We start from the raw sequence: 3,402 nt of genomic DNA, 5'->3' as shown, positions 1-3,402 counted from the left end.
CGACCATCCCGGCCCCCCGTTCCTGACGTTTTCCCCTCGATTCCCCGCATGGGCATGCTAGGCTGAAGGCAATTGAACCACGACCATTTCAGGAGACTTGCTATGAAACCGATGACGGTTGCAACCACTTGCGCATTCGCGGCGGCCCTGGCCCTGACCCCGGCAGAGCCCGTGCGCGCCGATGCGGGCGATGCGATTGCCGGGGCCATTGTCGGCGGGCTGATCGGCCATGCCATTGCCAAGGACCAGCAGCGCCGCAAGGCCACCACCACGACGAAACGCAGTTCCACCAAATCCGCCAAGCCCGCAAAGCCCGGCATTTCGGCGGCGCAGCGCGAGCAGAACCGCGAGGTGCAAACCGCGCTGAACCAGTTCGGCTATAATGTCGGCACGCCCGATGGCTCGATCGGGCCGAAAAGCCGCACGGCGATTTCGCAATATCAGGCCACGCTGGGCTATCCGCCCACCGGCCAGCTGACCGAGTATGAGCGCACCATCCTGGTGACCGCCTATCACCGCGCCGTCGCGGGCGGGCCGCAGGTGGGGCAGATTGCCGCCACGCATCCGATGGGGATGAAGGGCCTGCTGCTGGTGCAGCGCGACGAGATGGCGGGCCTGCCCACCGCCACCGCCGTGGCGCCTGCCGCCGTGGCGGCCACCGCCGGGGCTGCGGCCTTGCCCGCGCTGGTGGCCGAGCCTGCGCCGGCGGCCCCGGCGGCCGCCCCGGCGCTGCCCGCCTTTGGCGGCACGCTGGTCTCGCTCAGCTCGCATTGCAATGCGGTGTCGCTGAAAACCAATGCCAATGGCGGCTTTGCCACGCTTGCGGCGATGCCCGACCCGGCGCAGGCTCTGTCAGAGCAGTTCTGTCTCAGCCGCGCCGCCGCGATCCAGCAGGGCGAGACCCTGGCGCGCGCCGTGCCGGGTGTCACGCCGCAGCAGGTGGCGGAACAGTGCAAGGCCTTTGGCCCGGTGCTGAAAGATCACGTCACCGCCGTCTCGCTGACCCCCGCGCCCGAGGTCTTGGCCGGGGTCACCCAGTTCATCACCCAATCGGGCATGTCGCCCGCACAGCTTTCGGGCACCTCGAAAATCTGTCTGGGCGTCGGCTATGCCACCGATGATGCCGAGGTGGCGCTTGGCTCCGCGCTGGTGCTGACCGCGCTTGGCGAGGCGGGCTATGCCAGCCTGCCGGGCTTCCATCTGGCGGACGGCATCGGGGCCACCCGGCGCCCCGATCTGGCAATGGGCTGGATCGAGCTGGGCCAGAGCAGCGGGGCAGGCGCCGCGCTTGGCGGTGCGGCAGGGCAGGGCGATCTGGTCCACAAGGCGATTTTCGCGCTGAACGGGCGCAGCGATGGCCCGGCGGCGATGCCTGCGGCCCCGCTGCCGGTGCTGGCGCCCGCGCCACAGGGCAGCATGGCAGCCGCGCCTGTTGTGGCACCGGTCGTGGCGCCCGTTGCAGCTCCGGCGCAGCCCGAGGTGCAGCAGGCGGCGGCCCCGGTGCCTGCGCAAGGTGCCGCCCCCGCAGCCGGAACCGGCGCCGCCAATGCCGCCGCCGTGCTGACCGCTTTGCCGCGCCTGATGCTGGGCAACTGAGCGCAAGCCTTTGGAATGAAACGGGTTCCGGGCTCCTCCGCCGCGCGCGTGGCGGGCCCGGAATTTTTTCGTGCCCCGGTGCGAAACCCCCTTTTCTTCGCCAATGGCCTAAGATAGACACCGCCATACCAAGCCAAGACATGCGGATGTGGCGGAATTGGTAGACGCGCAGCGTTGAGGTCGCTGTGGGGTAACACCCGTGAAGGTTCGAGTCCTTTCATCCGCACCACCCTTCAAGGGTCGCGAAAGCGCCGGGCCACAAGCCCGGCGTTTTGCATTTTTCCGCCTGTCTTCCGGGCTGCTCGCGTGAAAGCGACGCGTTTTTCAGCACGTCCGACACAATGACCCCCTCCTAAAGACGTAGGAAATGCGCGCTTTTCCTTTTTTTGGCGGGTTTTCCGGGCGATTTGGCTGCGCATTGGCCCTTGCCACGCGCAAAATCCTGCCAGACAGCGCGGAATCGGGGGTATTTCGCATCAAGGCGGGGTGGGTGACGTGCAGGTCATGCGGCGAATCCGCATCCCGTGTCGCGCTGGCGCCCTTCCGTGTCGCTTTATGCTTGGTTTTGGTCGCAGATTCGCCCCGAAAAACAAAAGGACAAATGGCCGTTGCAAAGCGTCAGGCCATCCGCTTAAGTCGGATCAAGAACAGTGCAGGATCACCTGCCGTAACACGGGGAGACCGGGGTGACGACAGTAACCCGCAACGACGATTTCGTCGTCTTTGACCATGTGCAAAAAAGCTATGATGGCGTTTCGCTGGTCGTGAAAGACCTGAACCTCAAGATCGGCAAGGGTGAGTTTCTGACCATGCTGGGGCCGTCGGGCTCGGGCAAGACCACCTGCCTGATGATGCTGGCCGGGTTCGAGACCGCCACCCATGGCGAAATTCGCCTCGATGGCCGCAACATCAACCTGGTGCCGCCGCACAAGCGTGGCATCGGCATGGTGTTCCAGAATTATGCACTTTTCCCGCATATGACGGTGGGGGAAAACCTGTCCTTCCCGCTGGAAGTGCGCGGCATGGGCAAGGATGAGCGCGAGACCAAGGTGAAGCGCGCCCTCGACATGGTGCAGATGGGCAGCTTCATCAATCGCCGCCCGGCCCAGCTTTCGGGCGGGCAGCAGCAGCGCATCGCTTTGGCCCGCGCGCTGGTTTTCGATCCGGCGCTGGTCCTGATGGACGAACCGCTGGGCGCGCTGGACAAACAGCTGCGCGAACATATGCAGTTTGAAATCAAGCACCTGCACGAAAGCCTCGGCATCACCGTGGTCTATGTGACCCATGATCAGGGCGAAGCGCTGACCATGTCGGACCGCGTGGCCGTGTTCAACGATGGCAAGATCCAGCAGCTTGCGCCGCCCGCCGATCTCTATGAACGCCCCGATAACAGCTTTGTCGCGCAGTTCATCGGCGAGAACAACAAACTCACCGGCACTATCGAGGAGCTGCATGGCGACAAGGCGCTGGTGCGTCTGGTCACCGGCGAGCTGATCGACGCGACGCCGGTGAACGTGACCCAGAAGGGCCAGAAAACCCTCGTTTCGATCCGCCCCGAACGGGTCGAGTTCAAGCCCGAGATGATGCCGCCCGGCGCCCATATGATCGACGCCACGGTGCTGGAGATCATCTATATGGGCGACATCCTGCGCGCCCGTCTGCGGGTGGCAGGCCAGGACGATTTCGTGATGAAGATGCGCAACACGCTGGGCCAGACCAAGCTGGAGCCCGGCCAGCAGATCAAGGTCGGCTGGCACCCGGCCGATGCCCGCGCGCTTGATCCGATGTAAGCGATGATCCCGGCGG

2 protein-coding genes and 1 tRNA gene are annotated in these 3,402 nt (G+C 65.3%); all 3 read left to right on the top strand.

The genetic code is table 11. From position 1 onward, the window contains the following. The first annotated feature begins 102 nt into the window (after positions 1-102). The 3 genes from JNN06_RS05905 to JNN06_RS05895 all read left to right on the top strand — a co-directional run bounded on the left by JNN06_RS05905 (position 103) and on the right by JNN06_RS05895 (position 3,386). On the top strand, positions 103-1,596 hold the full coding sequence (locus JNN06_RS05905; RefSeq protein WP_291238669.1) for a peptidoglycan-binding domain-containing protein: 1,494 nt from the start codon (positions 103-105) through the stop codon (positions 1,594-1,596). A gap of 142 nt (positions 1,597-1,738) precedes the next feature. Then, positions 1,739-1,825: transfer RNA gene (locus JNN06_RS05900), tRNA-Leu, on the top strand. Between the two features lie 457 nt (positions 1,826-2,282). Then, on the top strand, positions 2,283-3,386 hold the full coding sequence (locus JNN06_RS05895; protein WP_291238668.1) for an ABC transporter ATP-binding protein: 1,104 nt from the start codon (positions 2,283-2,285) through the stop codon (positions 3,384-3,386). Positions 3,387-3,402 lie beyond the last annotated feature (16 nt).

The organism is Gemmobacter sp. (assembly GCF_016792925.1).
Taxonomy (GTDB): Bacteria; Pseudomonadota; Alphaproteobacteria; order Rhodobacterales; family Rhodobacteraceae; genus Gemmobacter.
The sequence above is the reverse complement of the archived record's forward strand: the minus strand, read 5'-3'. Positions and strand labels throughout refer to the sequence as shown.

Coding starts and splice junctions, on each gene's coding strand:
- JNN06_RS05905 (WP_291238669.1), top strand. CDS start 103: ATGAAACCGATGACGGTTGCAACCACTTGCGCATTCGCGGCGGCCCTG.